Annotated in this window: 16 protein-coding genes; 5 read left to right on the top strand and 11 right to left on the bottom strand. The window is 73.7% G+C overall.

Annotated elements, in window-relative coordinates:
• Positions 1-85: 85 nt before the first annotated feature.
• Positions 86-1,999 carry a hypothetical protein gene (locus tag ACZ407_RS15540; protein WP_468128594.1) on the top strand — a complete coding sequence of 638 codons (1,914 nt, stop codon included), beginning with the start codon at positions 86-88 and terminating at the stop codon, positions 1,997-1,999.
• Between the two features lie 22 nt (positions 2,000-2,021).
• On the opposite strand, the gene ACZ407_RS15535 is transcribed toward ACZ407_RS15540, so the two are convergent.
• Both ACZ407_RS15535 and ACZ407_RS15530 read right to left on the bottom strand, forming a co-directional pair.
• Positions 2,022-2,420, bottom strand: coding sequence for a hypothetical protein (locus tag ACZ407_RS15535; RefSeq protein ID WP_468128593.1), 399 nt, complete (start codon positions 2,418-2,420; stop codon positions 2,022-2,024).
• 199 nt (positions 2,421-2,619) lie between these two features.
• The gene (locus tag ACZ407_RS15530) at positions 2,620-3,936 is read right to left on the bottom strand and encodes a hypothetical protein (RefSeq protein ID WP_468128592.1); all 1,317 of its coding nucleotides are present in this window, start codon (positions 3,934-3,936) and stop codon (positions 2,620-2,622) included.
• Between the two features lie 118 nt (positions 3,937-4,054).
• Here ACZ407_RS15530 and ACZ407_RS15525 point away from each other — a divergent pair, with 118 nt between their 5' ends.
• Positions 4,055-5,155: an SGNH/GDSL hydrolase family protein gene (locus ACZ407_RS15525; protein ID WP_468128591.1), complete on the top strand. Its 1,101-nt coding sequence runs from the start codon at positions 4,055-4,057 to the stop codon at positions 5,153-5,155.
• A 28-nt stretch (positions 5,156-5,183) separates the two neighbouring features.
• On the opposite strand, the gene ACZ407_RS15520 is transcribed toward ACZ407_RS15525, so the two are convergent.
• The gene (locus tag ACZ407_RS15520; protein WP_468128590.1) at positions 5,184-5,615 is read right to left on the bottom strand and encodes a VOC family protein; all 432 of its coding nucleotides are present in this window, start codon (positions 5,613-5,615) and stop codon (positions 5,184-5,186) included.
• Between the two features lie 327 nt (positions 5,616-5,942).
• Here ACZ407_RS15520 and ACZ407_RS15515 point away from each other — a divergent pair, with 327 nt between their 5' ends.
• On the top strand, positions 5,943-7,469 hold the full coding sequence (locus ACZ407_RS15515) for an FAD-binding oxidoreductase (protein ID WP_468128589.1): 1,527 nt from the start codon (positions 5,943-5,945) through the stop codon (positions 7,467-7,469).
• Positions 7,470-7,571: 102 nt separating this feature from the next.
• Here ACZ407_RS15515 and ACZ407_RS15510 read toward each other — a convergent pair whose 3' ends face one another.
• Positions 7,572-8,357 carry a DeoR/GlpR family DNA-binding transcription regulator gene (locus tag ACZ407_RS15510; protein ID WP_468128588.1) on the bottom strand — a complete coding sequence of 262 codons (786 nt, stop codon included), beginning with the start codon at positions 8,355-8,357 and terminating at the stop codon, positions 7,572-7,574.
• Positions 8,358-8,519: 162 nt separating this feature from the next.
• Positions 8,520-11,108, bottom strand: coding sequence for an FG-GAP-like repeat-containing protein (locus ACZ407_RS15505; RefSeq protein WP_468128587.1), 2,589 nt, complete (start codon positions 11,106-11,108; stop codon positions 8,520-8,522).
• A gap of 546 nt (positions 11,109-11,654) precedes the next feature.
• Between ACZ407_RS15505 and ACZ407_RS15500 the strand changes: the two genes are divergently transcribed.
• Positions 11,655-12,134, top strand: a complete 480-nt coding sequence (locus tag ACZ407_RS15500; RefSeq protein WP_468128586.1) for a ricin-type beta-trefoil lectin domain protein — start codon at positions 11,655-11,657, stop codon at positions 12,132-12,134.
• A 96-nt stretch (positions 12,135-12,230) separates the two neighbouring features.
• Here the strand turns inward: ACZ407_RS15500 and ACZ407_RS15495 are convergent, their stop codons facing one another.
• From ACZ407_RS15495 to galE, 5 genes are all read right to left on the bottom strand, one after another.
• The gene (locus ACZ407_RS15495) at positions 12,231-12,881 is read right to left on the bottom strand and encodes an HAD family hydrolase (protein ID WP_468128585.1); all 651 of its coding nucleotides are present in this window, start codon (positions 12,879-12,881) and stop codon (positions 12,231-12,233) included.
• Positions 12,882-12,923: 42 nt separating this feature from the next.
• The gene (locus ACZ407_RS15490) at positions 12,924-13,259 is read right to left on the bottom strand and encodes a helix-turn-helix domain-containing protein (RefSeq protein ID WP_468128584.1); all 336 of its coding nucleotides are present in this window, start codon (positions 13,257-13,259) and stop codon (positions 12,924-12,926) included.
• A complete protein-coding gene (locus ACZ407_RS15485; protein ID WP_468128583.1) occupies positions 13,259-13,744 on the bottom strand; it encodes a DUF2975 domain-containing protein in 486 nt (161 codons plus the stop codon). The genes ACZ407_RS15490 and ACZ407_RS15485 overlap by 1 nt, the downstream gene beginning before the upstream one ends.
• 32 nt (positions 13,745-13,776) lie before the next feature.
• Positions 13,777-14,997: a TolB-like translocation protein gene (locus ACZ407_RS15480; RefSeq protein WP_468128582.1), complete on the bottom strand. Its 1,221-nt coding sequence runs from the start codon at positions 14,995-14,997 to the stop codon at positions 13,777-13,779.
• 352 nt (positions 14,998-15,349) lie between these two features.
• Complete coding sequence (gene galE, locus ACZ407_RS15475) at positions 15,350-16,345, bottom strand: UDP-glucose 4-epimerase GalE (protein ID WP_468128581.1); 996 nt, start codon at positions 16,343-16,345, stop codon at positions 15,350-15,352.
• Between the two features lie 155 nt (positions 16,346-16,500).
• On the opposite strand from galE, the gene ACZ407_RS15470 reads away from it, so the two are divergent.
• The gene (locus tag ACZ407_RS15470; protein WP_468128580.1) at positions 16,501-17,238 is read left to right on the top strand and encodes a VOC family protein; all 738 of its coding nucleotides are present in this window, start codon (positions 16,501-16,503) and stop codon (positions 17,236-17,238) included.
• 228 nt (positions 17,239-17,466) lie between these two features.
• Here the strand turns inward: ACZ407_RS15470 and ACZ407_RS15465 are convergent, their stop codons facing one another.
• Positions 17,467-18,288 (bottom strand): hypothetical protein, encoded by an 822-nt coding sequence (locus tag ACZ407_RS15465; protein ID WP_468128579.1) that lies wholly within the window; start codon positions 18,286-18,288, stop codon positions 17,467-17,469.
• Between the last annotated feature and the right edge of the window lie 92 nt (positions 18,289-18,380).

Here is an 18,380-nt window from a genome sequence, read left to right as displayed (position 1 = left end):
GTCTCACCGAGGTATCAACTTCGGCCTGCGAACGTCCTGTTAGCGCCGTGACGCGGCGCGCGACCGCTGGATACGGTCCCGGTCCGTGGAGACCACCGACGCTCTCGCCCGGCTTCAGGCCGCGGTGGACGCGCATGCCCTGGTGAACCTGACCGGAGGGCTCGGCACGGGGAAGAGCCGGCTGGCCCGGCGCCTGCCGGCCGTGGCGGCGGTCGTCGATCTCGCGGAGTGCTCCGCCGGCGTCGGCCCCGGGGCGAGCCCCGATACGACGGTGCTGCGCAGCCACCTCGCGCAGCCCGGCGGACTGCTCCTGGTGGACGGTGCGGACGGCCCCGGCGCGGCGGGGGCGGTCGCGGCCGCGCTGGACCCGGCCCGGGGCCGGGTGCTCCGCCCGGTGCTGCTCGTCAGCCGGCGCCCCCTGCGCGCCCTCGCCGACTGGGGGCGGAACACCCCCGTGCCCGTCTTCCTCGGCCCGCGCCCCCAGGCGGCGATCGAGGCGCAGGCCCGGGCCGCCGGCATCACCGGCCCGGCGGCCGTGGCCTTCGTGCTCCGGCTGGCGGGCGGCCTCCCCCTGCTCGCCGAACTCGCCTGCCGATACCTCCACTCGGGTACCGAGGCCGGGCCGAGCGACGCCCTCGGGCCGAGCGACGACCCGGGGCCGGCCGCCGACTGGATGGCCGGCGAGGTCCTGGAGCGGCTCGGCCGCGAACGGTCGGGACAGCGCTGGCGCCACGCGCTGCGGCTGCTGGCCACCGTACGCACCGCGGACGAACGGCTCCTCGCCGGCGGACCGCGGCTGTTCGAGACCCTGGCCGGGCTGAGCCTCGTACGCCGGGACCGGCTGGGGCTGACGATCAGGGAGCCGTACCGCACCCTCTTCGAGACGGCGTACCGCTGGCGGCACCCGCAGGCGTACGAGGACGTGCGCAAGCGGGCGGCCGGCTACCGGAGGGCCCAGCTGACCGAACGGGCCTCGGCTCCCGGCGAGCGGGCCGGGCTCGTGGAGGAAGGGCTGTTCCTCACGGGGGACCCTTTGCTGCGCGCCACCCTGTTCCCGCCCGCCGAGGAGGCCGCGGGAATCGGGCCCTTCCGGCCCGCGGAGGCCGACGACATCGGCAGGCTGATGCGCCAGTGGGCGGTGCAGGGCGGCTTCGACGTACGGCGCTCCGAGCGGATCGCGGCACGCTGGCTGGAGGGCGGGGGCGGCACCTTCCGGCTGGCCCGCGACCGGGACGGGCGGCCGGTCGGGCTCGCCGCGCTGCTCCCCGTGGGCGCGGACACCGAGGCCGGCATCGAGCCGCTGCTCCAGCAGCACACGGCGGACCTGCTGGGCGGCCGGACCTCCGGCGGCCTGTTCCTCGGTGCCACGTACGGGGCGGACCCGGTGGTGTTCGGGCAGATCCTGCGGGACATCCTCGCGCAGTCCGTCCAGGCCGGCCGGCTGGTGGTGTCCACCGCCGGTCCGCAGCACCAGGCACTGCTGCGGACCCTGAACTTCCGCCCGCACGGAGAGATACGGGACGACGTGTACCGGTGCGGCCGCCGGCCCGAGGTCTACAGCCACGACTTCGCCGCCGCCGGGCTGCCGGGCTGGCTGGGCGCGGTCGCCTCCGTGCGCGCAGGCGCGCCCGTCGGCGCCGGGCCCGCAGCGGAGCAGGACGCCGGGGAACTCGTGGCGTGGGCGCTGGCCCGGGCCGGCGATACCGCGGCGCTGGCCCGCAGCCCGCTGCTGGCCCGACCGGGGTTCGGATCGGCCGCGCGGCTCCGCTCCTGGCTGCGGGACACGGTGGCGGAACTGGCGGCGGCCGACGCGCCCGCGGACGCCGAGGCGGGCGCGATCCTGAAGGCGTACTACCTCGGCGGCCGGAGCCGTACGCACCACCAGGTGGCCCGGGGGCTGCACCTGAGCCGGGCCACGTACTTCCGCAGGCTGCGGCGCGGCCTGTCCGCGGTGGCCGCCAGGCTGCCGACGGCGGCGGGCGTCCGGGACGAGGGCTGAGAGGCCCGCCCCGCCCCCGTCGTCAGGAGCGGCCGGGCAGGGTGTCGCGGATCTCCGGCGGCGTGCCCCCGGGCTCGGCCGGCTCCACCGGGCGGGGTGCACCGCCGTCGTCATGGGTCGTGAAGCCCCGGAAGTAGCGGGCCCCGGCCCATGCGCCGGTGTCCGGCGCCGACGCGTAGAAGTACCCGTGCTTCTCCTCGACCACTCCGAAGTCGGGGTCGTACGGGGAGAGGGGGTGCTCCAGGTAGAGGATCACCCCGAACCCGCGGCCGTCGGCGGGCGGGGCGATCTCGACGGAGCCGATCCGGTCGAGCCCGGTGGCCCCGATCGAGTAGATCCCGAGGTCGGCGGGGACGGGACAGCTGTCCCCCGTGTAGTCGGCCCCGCTGTACAGGACGATCGGCTCGGGCTGCTGCTGCATCGCGAGTCCGCTCCCTTCCTACGTGTTCGTGTCGTTTCCTGCTCGTCCATCCCCCTGTGCGGGGTGTCAGGTGCCCGCCTTCCAGCGGCCTCAACCAGCGGTCAACTGAATGCCGGTGCGCACGGCCGGGCCGGCTCCCGTTGCCGCCCGGCCTCGGCCCCGGCCCGGCCCCGGCCCGTTCGGGTGGGGTGATGGCCGGTCAGATGCGGTGCAGGGGGGCGGTGGTCTGGGTCCAGTGCCAGTTCACCGGGGGCCGGTGCTTCTTCAGGGCCGTGCGCTGCCGGGTGTACGCGCGCAGGGCGTCCTCGATCGCGGTCGGGAGGGCGGTGAGGTCCTCGGGGGCCGGGACGCGCAGGAGGAGGTGCTGTTTCGTGTGCGCCAGCAGCAGGTCGCCGTCCGGGGTGCAGGCCGTGAGGGTGAAGTGGGTCAGGGGTTTGAAGGCCTTGTCGGCGGTGTCCAGCTTGGCCCGGAGCACGCCCGCGCTGTTCCACGCGTAGAGCCCGTACCGGTTGAGGTGGAAGGCGTGGCCGCGGCGGGCGTCGGCGGCGACGGTGTAGCAGAGTCCGGTGAAGGGGGAGTCGAGCCGCTCGTGCAGGCCGTGCAGGCGTCCGGTCATCTCGCCCCGGTCGTCGACGAGCGCGAACACGAACGGCTGGCCCCGGCTGCCGCTGCGGAAGGTCCGGGCGAAGAACGGGACCACGAAGAGGCTGTCGGACAGCGGCACCGGCCGCCCGAGACGGGACCGGTCCCAGTGCGAGAGGCTGTCCTCGGCGGCGACGAGCTCGGTCAGCGCGGGCCGGGGCCGGTTCGCCAGACCCACCGGAGCGCCCCGGTACACCGCGTGTGCGCGGAGGTCGACGTCCGTCTGGTGCGCCGGTTGGGGATCGAGCGATGCCAGCACCTCGATCCGCGGCTTGGAGTCGGCCGTCAGCGGGCCGTCGGCCACGCCCACCAGGTTGGTGATGACGTTGCCGTACCTCCACACCCCGTACTCCGCGACGGTGCACAGCAGCCGCCCCGAGGGGGTGACGCCGAGGGAGCCGGCGAAGGGGTCCCCGCCGGTCCACTCCCCGTACGGCCGCCGGTCCTTCGAGTCGTACGTGGCCAGGACGCGGCTCAGGTCCGGCGCGATCAGGGTGGTGTGGTCGGGCACGGCGGTGAGGGCGAGTACTCCGTCGGGCAGCACGCACAGGCCGATGTTCCCGCCGTCGGCCACGGCGGAGTCCCCCTTCCCGGCACCACCCGTACGGAACATCGCGCTCGCCAGCACCTCCCCGTCCGCGGAGAACCGGGTGAGGATCCGGTACCCGAACCCGGCCTTCCCCGGGTCCGGTTCGTCGTCGGCGACCCCGTGGGTGTGGCGGTACACCCCGTACAGCGCGTACACCTCGCCCGTCGGCGCACCGACGGCATCGAAGAGGCGCAGGCCCCAGCCCCGGGAGTAGGGCGCGGACAGGTCCATGCGGTGGTGGTCCACCAGCGCGCCGGGCAGGGCCAGCGGAAGAATCCGGATCATGGACGTCATCCTGGTCCACGGCACTGACAGCCGGCACGGCAGGTGTGGACCAGCGCCGTCCCGCCCCCGCCCTGCCGGCGCTCGTGCGCACCTGCCGACGCCTGAGGGGAAGGGCACCATGCGACTCAAGAGGTTCCGGCCGGCCGCCCTGGCCTCCGTCGTCGGGTCCGTCATCGCGTCCGCCATCGCCGCTGCACCGCTCACCGGGCCGCCCGCCGCACGGCCCACCCCACCGCCCGCCGCACCTCCCCCCGCGGCGGCACCGGAAGGCGCCCCCCACACGTGGGCGGCGCTGGGCGACTCCTACACGGCCGGCGTCTTCACCGGCGCCCGGGCCGCCGCCCCCGACGGCTGCGAGCGCACCCCGAACGCGTACCCGGACCTGGCCGCGCGCGAACTCGCCCGCTCGTCGCCGCGCCTGATGGTTCGTCTCACCGATGTGAGCTGCGGAGATGCCGCCATCCGGCACATCGCGAGCGCTGCCCAGACCCCCCTCGGCTGGGGCCCGGGCACGCCCGATCCGGCCCGGCCGCCCGCCGGCTGGGCCCCCGTGCCCGCCCAGACCGAACGGGCCGGGATCGGTGCCGGGACCGACGTCATCACGATCGGCATCGGCGGCAACAGCCTGCCGATGGGCGAGATCCTCTCCGCCTGCCTGAGCCTCGGAGCCGCCACCCCCGCCGGCCACCCCTGCAAGGACCGCTACGACCATCCGCCCGCGGGCGTGGAAAGCCTCGACGACCGTCTCGCCAGGATCCGCGAGGAGTACACCGCCATGCTCCTGACCGTCCACCAGAAGGCCCCGAACGCCCAGGTGATCACGGTCGGCTACCCGGCCCTGCTCCCCGAGGACCCCGCCACCTGCGCCTACGGGGACCCAGCCGAGACCTCCACCCTGGCCGCCGGGGACCTCCCCTGGCTGCGGATGGCCGGGGAACGCCTCAACCGGACCATCCGGCAGGTCACCCGGCTCTTCGGGGACCGGTACGTCGACACGTACGCCTCCAGCCGGGGCCACGACGTGTGCCGGCCCGACGGCGAGAAGTGGATCGAAGGCCTCTGCGGCACCGTCGCCCCCGACAGCACCTGGCCGGCCGGACCCTGCTCCCGCCTCGGCCCGGCACACCGCCAGACCTTCTACCACCCGAACAGCCGGGGCCAGGCGAACACCGCCGCCCACGTCGCACGCGCCGTCCGCGAGGCCCTGCGCGGGCGCTGAACACCCGCCTCGCAGCCCCGAAGGAGGGTCAGTCGAGGCAGAACTCGTTGCCCTCGATGTCCTGCATCGTGATGCACGACTCGTTGACGCCGTCGGCGCGCTGCGTCAGCACGTGCTTCGCGCCGAGGGCCATCAGCCGTGCGCATTCGGCTTCGAGCGTGGCCAGGCGCTCCGCCCCCACGAGCCCGGCGCCGACCCGCACATCGAGATGCACCCGGTTCTTGACGACCTTGCCTTCGGGGACTCGCTGGAAGAGCAGGCGCGGGCCCGCACCCGAGGGGTCGGTGCACCCGAAGTAGATCTCGTCCTCCGGCGGCAGCGAGCGGTGGTACTCCTCCCACGTGGCGAAGCCCTCCGGCACCGCCGGCACGACGTACCCCAGCACCTCGCACCAGAAGGCGGCGAGGCGCGCGGGCTCCGCGCAGTCGAAGGTCACTTGGAACTGCCTGATCGTTGACATCGGCGCACGATAACAGGGCCCTGCCCGGCTGCCCGGGCCGGGGCCCCTTGCGTGGACGGGCCGTCGGGCACGAGCCGCTCGTCGCGGCCGGGGAACATCTGCGCGGAGACGGCGCCGGGGCAGCGATCGCAGCGACCGAAGCGACCGAAGCGACCGAGCCGGCGGGATGGAGTGAGGCGCCGGAACGGAACGAGGCCGCGGAACCGGCGGCGGCCGCACGTTGCCGAACAAGAAACGAACAACGAGGGAACCACCGCCGCCCGTTCGCACTCTCTGCTGGCGCAAGTGCAGACAGCAGGCAGACAGCACGAACGGACGGAGGCCGCCATGAACAGGCGCACCTTGCTCGCAGCAGGCACCGGATTCGCGGCGGCCGGCGCCTGGACCGTCGGCTGGGGCAACGGCCGGAGCAGCGCCGCACCCGGCGCCCCCGACTGGACCGCCCTCGCCCGCGGCCTCCAGGGCCACCTGATACGCCCGGGCGATGCCGACTACGCCATCGCCCGCCAGCTGTACAACACCCGCTTCGACGGACAGCGCCCCGCCGCCGTCGCGTACGTGGCCAACACCGCCGACATCGCCGAATGCCTGGCCTTCGCCCGCCGCCACGGCACCCCCGTCGCCATCCGCAGCGGCGGCCACTCCTACGCCGGCTGGTCCAGCGGCAACGACCGCCTCGTCCTCGACGTCTCCGCGCTGAAGTCCGTACGCACCACCGGCCCCGGCAGCGCCGCCATCGGCGCCGGCGCCAAGCTCATCGACGTCTACACCCAGCTCGGCGCGCACGGGGTCACCGTCCCCGGCGGCTCCTGCCCCACCGTCGGCATCTCCGGCCTGACCCTCGGCGGCGGCCACGGCGTGGTCTCCCGCGCGTACGGGCTCACCGCCGACAGCCTCACCGGCGCCCGCCTCGTCACCGCGGACGGCAGGACCCTCGACGTGTCCAAGGACCGCGAGCCCGACCTGTTCTGGGCCCTGCGCGGGGCCGGCAACGGCAACTTCGGCGTGGTCACCGAACTCCGCTTCCGCACCCACAAGGCCGCCGACGGCGTCACCGCGTACATGACCTGGCCCTGGTCCAAGGCCGCGGCCGTGCTGCGCGCCTGGCAGGAGTGGGGGCCCGCGCAGCCCGACGAGATCTGGTCGGCGCTGCACCTGTCCGCCGCCCCCGGCCGCACCCCCACCGTCTCCGTCGCCTGCTTCTCGCTCGGCACGTACGGCGCCCTCCAGAACGCCGTGGACCGGCTGGCCGGCCGCGCGGGCGGCCCCGGCCCCGCCTCGTACGTCAGCCTGCGGCGCCGCGGCTACCTCGACACCATGCGGATGTACGCCGGCTGCGCGACGAAGACCACCACCCAGTGTCACCTGCCCGGCAAGACTCCCGGGCGGCAGCCGGCCGGACTCCTCCAGCGGGAGACGTACGCGGCCCGCTCCGACTTCTACGACCGCTCGCTGAGCCGGGCGGGCATCCGCGCCCTGCTCGACCAGCTCGAACGCTACGGGCGGCACACCGGCGGCGGGGGCGCGGTCTCCGTCGCACTGACCGCGCTCGGCGGAGCGGTCAACCGGGTCCCCGTCCAGGCCACGGCCTTCGTGCACCGCAACTCCCGCTTCCTGGCGCAGTACACGGCCTCCTGGCCCGCGGGCGGCACCGGCAGCGTCCAGACGGCCTGGCTGGCGGGCGCGCACACGGCCATGCGCCGATACGCCTCGGGCGCCGCGTACCAGAACTACACGGACGCCACCCTCAGGGACTGGCGCACGGCCTACTACGGCCCGGCCGCCGACCGCCTCACCCGCCTGAAGCACCGTTACGATCCGCAGCGCCTCTTCGACTTCCCCCAGGCCCTGTGACCGTCGGCCCGGCCCGCCCGCACACGGCCGGGGACTGCCGAAAGCGCCGGTCGCACGGGGCCCAGGCTCCAGGCAGGACACGCCTGGAGGGTCCTCCCGGCGTCAGACGCAGTGGACGTCCACGCCCTGCGCGGTGAACTGCTCGACGAGCTCGTCGGGGGCGTCGTGGTCGGTGACCAGGACGTCGATCTCGGCGACCGTGCAGACCCTGGCGAAGGCGCGCTGGCCGAGCTTGGTGGAGTCGGCGACCACGATCACCTTCTCGCCCCGCTCGGCCATCGCGCGGTTGGCGCCCGCCTCCCCCTCGTCGTGGGTGGCGGCGCCGAAGCGGGGATCGACGGCGTTGACCCCCAGGATGGCGTAGTCGAGCGAGAGGCCCTCCAGCACCATCACCGCGAGCGGACCGGTCAGTTCGTAGGAGTGCGGGCGGGCGACCCCGCCGGTGACCACGGTCTTCACGTACGGGCGGACCGCCAGCTCGTTGGCGATGTTCACGGCGTTGGTGACGATCGTCAGCGCCGTGGACCCGCCGTGCTCGGCCAGGTCGGCGCGGGTCGCCAGCTCCCGGGCCACCTCGGAGGTCGTGGTGCCGCCGTTCAGGCCGACGACGGCGCCCGGCGGGACGAGCGCCGCGGCCGCGCGTGCGATCCGCTGCTTCTCGTCGGCCTTGCGCGCCGTCTTGTAGCGCAGCGGCAGGTCGTACGTGACACCGCTGAGCACGGCGCCGCCGCGGGTGCGCGTGAGCAGCTGCTGACGGGCGAGTTCTTCGAGGTCGCGGCGGACGGTGGCGGGGGAGACGTCCAGGAGTTCGGCGGCCTCGCCGACCTCGATGCTGCCGCGCTCGCCCAGAGCGTCGAGCAGTCGCGTCCACCGCTCGTGCGTGCCCATCACGTTCTCCTCGCCTCACGCCCTCGCCTCGCGGCATCCCGGAGCCGAGGGTAACCCCGGTTCCCGCTTTCCGATCAACCGTGCGCAGGGTCGCTCCGGCGGTGGGCGCGGGAACGCCCGGACCCGGCCGCCCGGAGGCAAGCCGGGTCCGGGAACGCCGTATCAGTGGATGCCGGCGTACACCTGCCAGCCGACGGCGATCTTCACGCGCTTGGCCAGCGTGCCGCGGCCCGTGCCGTCGTAGCGCCACAGGCCGCCGGAGCGGTCGCGGGCGACCAGGTCCGCCCGGCCGTCGCCGGTCAGGTCGCCCACGCCCACGACCGCGTCGTACGACGCACCCCACTCGCCCGCCAGCAGGGCACGGGCGCCGAACGCGCCCGCGCCCGTGCCGTAGCTGCGCCACAGCTGGTCGAGCCGGTCCGTGAGGAGCAGGTCGCCGACCCCGTCGCCGTTGAGGTCACCCGCACCGACGATCTTCTTGTACGTCTTGTGGCTGCCGCTCAGGGCGGTACGCGCGGACAGGACGCCCGAGGCGGTCGTGGTGTAGAGGTACAGGACCCCGGTCCTCGGGTCCCGCGCCACCAGGTCCGGACGGCCGTCCTTGGTCACGTCCCCCGGCGAGGTCAGCACGTCGTACGCGTTCCAGCCCTTGCCCAGCACCTTGTACGGGCTGCCGGGCCCGAGCGCGGCCCCGCAGACGGGGGTGTACACCCGCATCTCGCCGGTCGCGAGCCTCACCAGCGTGTCGTTGCAGCGGTCGCCGTTCATGTCGCCCATGGGGACCGGACGGAAGCCCTTCGGCCAGCCCGCCGTGGTGACGCTGCCGCTGAAGTTCCCCGCGGCCGCCGACCCGTACGCCGTGCGCAGGGTGGTGGCGGTGGTCTGGAACAGGTCGCCCACCCCGTCGGGCCGCCCCGCCCGGCTGCCGAAGTCCCGCGCGGCGGGCGCCCCGCCGGTGACCGTGACCTTGCCGGTGGCCAGCGCCGTCGGCTGGGGCGCGTTGAGGCCGGTGCCCTTGAGGGACCAGGTCAGCGGACCGTTCACGGGCAGCGCACCGGTCTGCGTACGGCCCTTCCACTCGGCCGCGACCTTCTGCGTGGGGCCGGTCCCCGTCAGCGTCGCGACGGTCCGGCCGGCGCGGTCGGCGAGGGTCAGGGACCAGCCGGACACGGGCCGGGTGAGGTTCCAGACCGGGGCCCACACCGTGTTCGAGCCGGTGCTCCCCTTGAGCGGGGCCGTCGCCGGCACGGTGGCGGAGCCGACGGCGAGCGGGGGCTCGGCGGTGGCCCGCGCGGAGTACAGGGTGCTGTACTCCTCGCGGTGGTTGATGTTGGCGAGCAGGGTGGCCGAGCCGTCCGGGCCCGCGGAGACCACCCCGCGCAGCCGGAAGCCGGACGTGCCGGCGACCTCGGTGCCCGACCCGGTCCACGTGTCGTCGGAGGTGGTGCGGGCGGCGTGCAGCAGGCGCCAGCCGGTCTCGCTGCTCACCCACTCCGTCCACAGCACGCGCACGGTGCCGTCGGGACCGATGGCGGTCTCCAGACCCCACGGGGTCTTGCCCCCGGCGTACAGGCTCTGCTTCTGCCAGGTGCCGTCGGCCGTGCGCAGGGTGCTCGCGAGGTTCACCGTGCTCAGGCCGTCCGAACCGCCGCGGTCCTGGACCTCGGACCAGACGAGGGTCACGTCCCCGTCGGGGGCGACGAGGGGCTCGGGCGAGGCCACCTGCGCCTCCGAACCGCCGGGGGTCTTGGCCGCGGCTCCCCAGCCGGCCGCCGCGGACGGCCGTACGGAGACGTTGACCGACTCCAGCGCCTCGTCGTTGTCGGCACTCTTCGTCCAGCTCAGGGCCATCAGCCCGGTCGGGCCCGAGGCGATCCGGGGCGCGCTGAGGCCGTGGGTCTGCGGGGTGTGCGCCACCGGGGAGCCCCAGGGCCGGCCGGGGGCGGTGCGGGTGACGGTCTCGACCGCGGAGATGTCGTCGTAGATGCGGCCGCTCGCGCCCTTCACGCTGGTGCGCAGGAAGCTCACCACGGCGGTGCCCTGGGCGTCCACGGCCACGTCGGCCCCGCTGAGGGAACCGCCGCCGACGGCCGGGGAGGCCACGGTGACGGGCTTGGACCAGGTGCCGTCCGCGGCCCGGTCGGCGGTGCTGACCTTCCACTCGTCGGACCCGACCGGGTGGGAGGACCAGGCGGCGACGGCGGTGCCCTTCGGCCCGGCCGCGATCTCCACCGTGCCGACGTACTCGTCGGCCGGGAGGCCGAGGAGAGTCGCGGGCTGCGACCAGACGCCCTGGGCGAGCGAGGCGGACATCAGGCGCGAGGCCATGGGGGGAGAGTCCGACCCCTGGTCCGAGGGGTACTCCGGCCAGATGGCGGTCACCTTGCCGTCCGTGTCCGGGACCAGCTTGAACTGCGCCTCCCCCCGGCTGGTGGGCACGCTCGCCAGCTTGGCCGACGGACCCCAGTGGTCGGACCCGGCCGGCCGCACGGCCGCGCGGATCTCCATCCCCATCCCCGACATCACGTACCAGGCGGCGACCGCGCTGCCGTCGGCAGCCGTGGTCACCCGCAGGGCGCCGAAGTCGCCCTTGGCGCCGACCTCGACCGGCGCCTGCCAGGCCGGGAGCGGGGCTGCGGCGGCCACTCCTGCGGTCAGCAGCGGGGTGACGGCCCCGCCGGAGACGACGAGCGCCGCGGTGGCCACGGCGGCGGCGAGCCGCGCGCGTTGCGAACGGGCTTGCATGCCCATGGAGTTGATCCCTTCCCCGTCGAGCGTGACGCTCGCATCAGATGATCAAGTACCGATCGAGGGTTTGACGCCGGAGGGGTGCCAAGGGTTGTACGGGGCGGGGGAGGAGTTCGGGCGGCCGGGTGGCCGGGTGGCCGGGTGGCCCGGCGGCCGGTGTTCGGGGGAGAGGGCCTCCCCATATTCGGCTCGAAATCGCGCGTGCGGTTCTTGCGTGGGTCGGGCAAGCGATTATTGACTACGGAACGTTTCCGCAATTCATTCGGAACGTTTCGCCGAATTCTCGGCGAATGGTTTCCGCGCGGCTGCCGCGTAGGGTTTTCGGCCATTCTGGCAGAGGAAACGAGCTGCTCAGTCGGGATGTAGGCGGGATTTTGAAATCATCCGATGATCCATCGACTGCTCGTATCGGGTGAAGAGGCCGTCAAATTTTATTGATCCCAGACCGGTCGCTGGTATCAATTTCCCGGGCTTGGAAAAAGCCCTTCACCCTCCTTTTCCGGCCGTGCGTGAATCACGCCTGCCCGCATCGAGAATGGAATCCGCATCATGCGAAACACCCTCCGGAAGACCCTCGCTTGCGCCGCCCTGTCCCTGGCCGCCTCCCTGCTGCCCGCCGTGCCCGCCGGTGCGGCCGACGCTCTCGCGCCGTCCGCCCGCATCCCCGGCCGGTACTGCCTCGCCAACGCCTGGGAGACCCCGAACGTCGGCACCAAGCCGTGCGACGCCGCGGACCGCGGCCAGCACTGGACCATCTCCGGTCAGCAGATCTCCCTCACCAACGCGCGCGGCTACTGCCTGGCCAACACCTGGGGATCCGCCACCGTTTCGACCAAGCCGTGCAACCCCAACGACCAGGGCCAGTACTGGAACCTCTCGGGCCAGCGCATCTCCCTCGCCTTCGCACCCGCCTACTGCCTGGCGAACGAGTGGGGGACCCCGAACATCTCCACCAAGCCCTGCGACAACGCCGACCGCGGCCAGAGCTGGGCGGTCTTCAACGACCAGATCAGCCTGGCCCAGGCCTGACCCTCCGCCCTGCCCGGGGGCACCCGCACCACCCCCCTGGCACGGCCACCCGCGCCCCTTCCACCGGCGCCCCTGCGGGGGCGCCGGCCCGTACGGTCACCGCCCGGCGATGAGGCCGGGCAGCAGGCGCATGTCGTGGAAGACGACCGTGCCGGGGCCTTCGAGCCGCTCGGCCGCGGTCAGTCCGCCCGCGAAACCGAACGCCCGCATCCCCGCGGCCCGGGCCGCCTGCACGCCGGGGCGGCTGTCCTCGACGACGACGCAGGCGGCCGGGTCCACGCCCATCTGCCGTGCCGCGTGCAGGAAGAGGTCCGGGGCCGGCTTGCCGCGCGGGACCTCGGAGGCGCTGAAGATGCTCCCCTCGAACCGCTCGTAGAGCCCGGTGGCCCCGAGCGTGTGCCGCATCTTCGCGTGGGAGCCGCTGGAGGCGACGCACACCGGCAGCGTGATCGCGGCCAGCGCCTCGGGCAGCCCGTCCACGGCCTCCAGCCCGGCGTCCACCTCCTCCCGGTGCCGCAGGACCATCTGCTCCCACCAGTACGCGGCCGTCTCCTCGCCCAGCCGCTCGGCGATCTGCTCGCAGATCGACTCCTTCGCGCGCCCGATGAACCGCTCGACGACCTCCGCCTCGGTCAACGGCCAGCCGAGCTCCGCACCCAGCGCGACCTGGATCCGCAGCGCGATGCGCTCCGTATCGACGAGCACGCCGTCGCAGTCGAATATGACGAGTTCAATCGGCTTGATCATTTCCGCAGCATACGGTCCTGGCTGCGGGACCGGACACCCGCGTCAGCCGCCCACGGCATCCGCGGCGGTCACGGCATCCGCGGCGCCCGCCGCATGCGTGCCCGGCCCGGCACCGGCGGCCACGGCGGCGCTCTCCCCGTCCTCCCCGTCCTCCCAGCCCTCCCCGCCCTGCTCCTCCGCCTCCCACCGCAGCAGGTCGCCCGGCTGGCACTCCAGCACCTCGCACAGCGCGGCGAGCGTCGCGAAGCGCACCGCCTTCGCGCGGCCGTTCTTCAGCACCGCCAGGTTGGCGGGCGTGATCCCCACCCGCTCGGCCAGCTCGCCCACCGACATCTTCCGACGGGCCAGCATCACGTCGATGTCGACGGCGATCGGCATCAGATGACCTCGTCCAGCTCGGCCTGCAGCTGCGCCGCCTCGACATCGCGCGCCACGGCCTGGGCGAGCAGCATCCGCAGCACGAGCACGATGAGCGCCACCCCCAGGATGGCCACGCCGATCCCGGCCATGATGACGGTGACCCCCGGATCCTCCCGCTGGCCCGGCGCGTTGACGGCCGTGACCGCGAACCACAGGAGCGCGGCCGCCACGATCGCGCCGATCACCCCGTCCACGTACCGGAAGGCCGCAGGGGAGAACACCGTGCCGCGCCGCACCATCGCCACCAGCCGCCACACGCAGACCAGCGCGACCTGGGCCGCCGCCATGCCCAGGATCGTGATCACCCGGAGCGGGGTCAGCGGCAGCGATCCGTCCTCAGGATCGGTGGCCAGTGCCCACACCATCCCCACCTGCACGAGCACGGTGCCGGTGAGCACCACCCCCAGCACGGCGCGCAAGGCCCCCACCGTCAGCTTTCCCATGACCCACCCTTCCATCGACTTACGATGGAAATCTATCGATTCTCGATAGACGAGGCAAGCATTCGGCACCCGGACCCCGACGGCCAAGCCGCCGTCAGGCCCGGCCCGCGGACCGCGGACCGCGGATCGGCAGCGGGTTCAGAAGTGGCGCACGAACACGTCCGACTTGCCGTTCGTGTCACCCGGCACGATGTCTTCGGCCGCGGGAAGACCACGTCGTGCCCGCCGGAGCTGACCGCGTCCGTCCCGGCCGAGGCGGCCTGGGCCGAGACGACCTGGTCGGTGCCCGTCAGCAGGTCGCGCAGCACCAGCGCGGGCCCGCTCGCGTCGAGCGGGGCGTACAGCAGGTGGCGGCCGGTGGGATCAATGGCCACTCCCCGCACGTTCGGCACCACCTGCGCGGTGCCCGCCGCCACGTCGTGGACGTACGTGTCGGAGCCCGACAGGTACACGGCCTGGCTGCCGTCGTCACTGATCTGCACCAGCGAGGCCGCCACGGACGGCCCCTCGATCGGGCCGAGCGTGGCGCCCGCGGCCCGGTCCCGTACGAACACGTCCTGCGTCTTCGCGTCCTGGTACGCCACGTACCGGCCGTCGCCGCTCATGGAGGGCCGGGCGGGCTGGGTGTGCGTGAGGCCGGCGACGGTCTCGTTGACGCCGGTGTTCCAGTCCTGGAACTCGACCCTCTGGAAGGGCGAGGCGCCGTACTTGAGGACGGCGAGGAGGGTGAAGTGGCCGTCCGCGCTCAGCGTCGCCTGGTTGCAGCTGTACGCCGAGCAGTTGGCGGAAGCCGTCCGCCCCGTGCCCACCTGGTACTCGCGGACGCGTACGTTGCTCATCCACTGCAGCGTGTAGGCGGCGTACGCCCCGTCCCCGCTGATGGCGGGCGGCGCGAGCGGGGTGTAGTCCCCCATCCGCCGGTGCTCCCCGGTGGCCTGGTCGCGGACGAACACCCGGTCCCCGCCGCTCGTGGTGTCGGCCGTAAGATTCGTTGCCGACGAGGCGTAGACGACGTGCTGCCCGTCGGGCGTGATCGAGGCCCCGCCGGAGTTCCCGTTCCCCTGCGCACCGTCGGCCGCCACACTGACCCGCTCGACCCCGGCCGTGAACGCGCCCGCCCCCGCCCCCGTACCCGCCGCAGGCCCCGCCCAGGCCGCCCCCGGCAGCACGGCGGCGACCGCCCCGGCCACGACCACCGCACCCAGCGCGATCCGCACCCGTCTGCGGCCACCCCGCATCGCAATCCCGGTCATCTTCCCCCCCGGTCAGGACATCCCGAGCCCCCCGGCGCCTGCCGGAAGACCCCAGGAATGCAACCGCGGCCGCACAGGGCGGTCAATGCCGCACCTGCCCCAGGCACCCCCTTTCAGCCACCCCCGAACCCCTCACCCCACCCCCACACACCCCACCGACCTCCGCCCGTCACCCCCGGCCCCCAACCGCCGCCCCTCCGGCGTGAAGACAAACCCCTGCCTGAAGCCCCCCGCCCCGAACCGCACCCGCATGCGGCAGCGCGTACGTGGGCCTGTCACGCACCCCACTCCGGCCCGGACGTGTACGCGACGCAGCACGCGCACGGGGGGATCGCCTCCAGGAAGGCGCGGGTCAGTCCTGCAGCAGCTTGTCGCGGACCGGGATCCACTCCAGGGCGGAGCGGATGCCGTCCTCCAGGGACAGTTTCGGCGTCCAGCCCAGGAGTTCGGCGGCGCGGTCGCTCTTGGTGTAGCCGCCGGCCACGTCGCCGGGGCGCGGGTCGGTGTCCACGGTGGCCAGGGGAGTGCTGACCACGTTGTTGAACGCCTCGCACAGTTCCCGGACGGTGGTGCCGGAGCCGGTGCCCAGGTTGATCGCGATCGAGCGCTTCGAGGCGTCGAGGATGGTGTCGAAGCGCTTGATCGCCTCGATGTGGGCGGCGGCGAGGTCCCACACGTGCACGTAGTCCCGGATGCCCGTGCCGTCGCGGGTGGGGTAGTTCGTGCCGGTGACGGGGAACGGCCGGCCCTCCTGGTGCGCCTGGATGAGCACGCCCAGTGCATGGCTGGGCCGCTTGAGCTGAAGCCCCGTACGCAGCTCCGGGTCGGCACCCACCGGGTTGAAGTACCGCAGCGACAGCACGCGCGGCCCGGCCACCGAGATGTCGGCGAACATCTCCTCGCACACCGCCTTCGTCCGCGCGTACGGGCTCTGCGGCGCCAGCGGCGAGTCCTCGTCGACGGGAGAGCCGTCCTCGGCCCGGTAGATCGAGGCCGAGCTGCTGAAGATGATCCGGTCGCACCCGTTGCGGTGCAGGTGGCCGACGAAGGCCAGGGACTTGGCGACGTTCGCGTCGTAGTACCCGATCGGGTCCGCCACCGAGTCCGGTACGACGATCAGGGCCGCGCAGTGCACCACGGCGGAGATCTCCGGGTGCTCCGCGAAGATCCGGTCCACCAGCGGCCCGTCGCTGATGTCCCCCTCGTAGAAGACGCGGCCCTCCGTGAACTCCCTGCGCCCGCGGACGAGGTTGTCGAGGATCACGGGCGTGATGCCCGCGTCCAGGCAGGCCGAAGCCACGGTGCTGCCGATGTAACCGGCTCCGCCGGCAATGAGGACGGTGGTCACGATGATCTCTTCCCGGTCGGGTACAGGCCCAGCGGTCAAACCGGCACCAGGCTAATGGCTCCGGGAGCGCCCGATCCACGGTGCGGCGGGGCCAGGTCTGCTCCCCGTCCGAATTCCGGAGGCCCGCCGCGGCGGCAGCTCCTAGGATCGACCGCATGGCGACGAGACTCGTGCAGATCAACATGAAGGCCCACGACGACACCGCGCTCGGGCGGTTCTGGGCGGAGGCGCTCGGCTGGGGTGCGGACAGCGAGGGGCCCGGGGTGACCAACCTCGAACCCCTCGGGTTCTCCTATCCCGACCCCACGGCCGTCTGCATCGACATCGTCGCCCGCCCGGAGCCCAAGACGGTGAAGAACCGGGTGCACCTCGATCTGGCCACCACCTCGGCCGCCCATCAGGAGGAGCTGGTCGCGCGCCTGAAGGATCTCGGCGCGACGCTCGCGGACGTGGGGCAGGGCGAGGTCCCCTGGACGGTCATGGCCGACCCCGAGGGCAACGAGTTCTGCGTCCTGGAGCCGCGCCCGGTGTACGAGGACACCGGGCCGATCGCCGCGGTGGTGGTGGACTGCACCGACCCGCGGGAGATGGCCCGGTTCTGGGGCCAGGCCATGGACTGGAAGGTGCACGAGGTCGCCGACGACCACGCGACCCTGCGCTCCGCCCAAGGCGTCGGCCCCTACCTGGAGTTCATCCGCACCCCGGACACCAAGAGCGGTTGGAACCGCGTCCACCTCGACGTGCGGCCCTATCCCGGCGACGACCTGGCCGCCGAGGAAGCCCGCCTGCGCGCCCTGGGCGCGACCGACCCCGGTATCGACCAGTCCGAGATCTCCTGGAGGATCCTGTCCGACCCGGAGGGCAACGAGTTCTGCCTCCTCGCCCCCCGCTGACCGCGGCCGACGGCCGGCTCTCACGTCGGCGGACGGGGTGGGGACCTGTACCTCGGCGGGCGGGGTGGGGAGCTGTACGTCGGCGGGCGGGGTGGGACCGGACCGGCATCCCGGTCGGGTCCCACCCCGTTGCGCGTGCCGCGTGCCGCGTGCCGCGTGCCGCGTGCCGCGTGCCGCGTGCCGCGTGCCGCAGGCGGGGCCGGATCCTGCCCGGCCCCGCGGCGGCGCTCAGGCGCCGGCCGGAACCGCCTCGGCGGCGGGGTCCGCCGCGTCCGCTTCCACGGACGCCGCCGCGGGAGCCTTCTCGGACGCGGGCCAGGTGTAGAACACCGTGCCGGACTGCTTGTTCTTCTCCAGCACGCCCTGCGCGGCGTGCTTTTCCAGCGCGTTGCGGATGGCCGTGTCCGAGACGGTGCGCTCGGGGTGGACCAGGGCCAACTCGGCACGGATCTCGGTGAACTTCTTCGGCTCACCGGGCTCGCGGGAGAGCAGGCCCACCAGCAACTGCCCCATCGTGGGCTCTGCGGCCACGGCCTTCCGCGCCACGGCCTTCCGCGCCGCCACGGCCTTCCGCGCTCCGGCCGCCCCTGCCCCTGCCTTCTCCGTCCCTGCCTTCTCCGCCCCGGCCTTTCCTGCCGCGGCCGTCTTCCTGGCGGCCGCAGGCTTCCTCCCCGTAGCCGCCTTCTTCGCCACGGCCTTCCTCCCCGCCGCCGCGCGCCCGCTCGCCTTCCCCGCCCGGGGTTGCGGCACCGCCGCAGCCTGCGGGGCGGGAGCGGCCGGCTCCGGCTCGGCGGCCCGCACCGGCTCGGCGACCTGAACCGGCTCGGCAGGCACCACCTGCACGGCTGCCGCAGGCACGTGGACCGTTGCCGGCTCGGCGCCGTGGGACGGCATCGCGTCCAGCGTGGCAGCCAGCCACTTCTCCTCCGCCTGGAGGCGCGCCAGGCTCTCGGCGAGCGTCGCCTGCTGGGACCGGTTGGTTTCGAGTGCCGCGGCCAGTTGCTCCGCGTACTTGCTCTGGATCGGGGTGCTGAACGGCTCGTTGGCCATGAAACCACGCTCCTTCAGGAGATGTGCAGTGGTGCCGGATCGTACTCGCCGCAGGCCGCAGCCGGCTGGCGTCTCACCTACCCCTCTCTACC

Source organism: Streptomyces sp. NPDC030809, from assembly GCF_055572195.1.
This window is presented reverse-complemented; position numbering and strand designations above follow the sequence as displayed.